We start from the raw sequence: 784 nt of genomic DNA on the forward strand, positions 1-784 counted from the left end.
TGGTGGAGAGCGGGGTACCCAGCTCGTGGGCGGCGGCGGCAGCGAGGCCATCGAGCGCGTTGAGCTGTTCGTGGCGGGAAAGGGCCAGCTCGGTGGCATTGAGGGCATCGGCGAGCTGGCGGGCTTCGTGGGCGACGCGGTTGATATAGGTGGCGATAAAGACCATGCCGCAGAGCAAAGCCACCCAGATGCCCACCACATAGAGCCGATCGAAGACGAGGCGCGTGCCCGGCTTCCAGGGAAGCGGCATGTGCCAGACCGAAAGGATGGAGGCGATGACGGCGACAAGGATGACGAGATAGACCGTGGCGCGCTGCGGGAGCGTGGTGGCCGAGACCGAGATGGGCGCGAGAAGGAGGAGCGAGAAGGGATTCTGCAACCCGCCGGTGAGGGCAAGGAGCGCGCCGAGCTGGAGGCAATCATAGGCGAGCTGGAAGGCCGCCACTTCGGGGCGCAGGCGATCGCCGGCGCCGTAGCGGAAGATGAAGAAGAGATTCATCACCACCGAAAGCCCGATCAGCGCCAGGCAAGGGGCGAGCGGGGTGGGGTAGCCGAGCACGAATTCGACGAAGAGCACGGCCACGATCTGGCCCCCGACGGCCAGCCAGCGCAGCCAGACCAGGGTTTCCAGCCTGATCGGGCGGAAATTGGGGGTCGGCTGGACGGTGGAAGGCGGGGCGGCAACGGTCATTTTTCGGGTCTCCTCACCCTTTTATCCCTCCGCGATAGGAAGGGTCGGGCCCCATTTCAAGGGCAAAAAACCCGATGCATCCTGTTGATCGCA

At 65.1% G+C, this 784-nt stretch carries 1 protein-coding gene; it reads right to left on the reverse strand.

Features of this window, described 5'->3' with window-relative positions:
- Positions 1–691: hypothetical protein (locus JP75_RS24940; protein ID WP_035088080.1), on the reverse strand; the 691-nt coding region annotated here is incomplete at its 3' end.
- Positions 692–784: the final 93 nt, after the last annotated feature.

Origin of the sequence: Devosia riboflavina (assembly GCF_000743575.1) — a bacterium.
Classification (GTDB): Bacteria; Pseudomonadota; Alphaproteobacteria; order Rhizobiales; family Devosiaceae; genus Devosia; species Devosia riboflavina.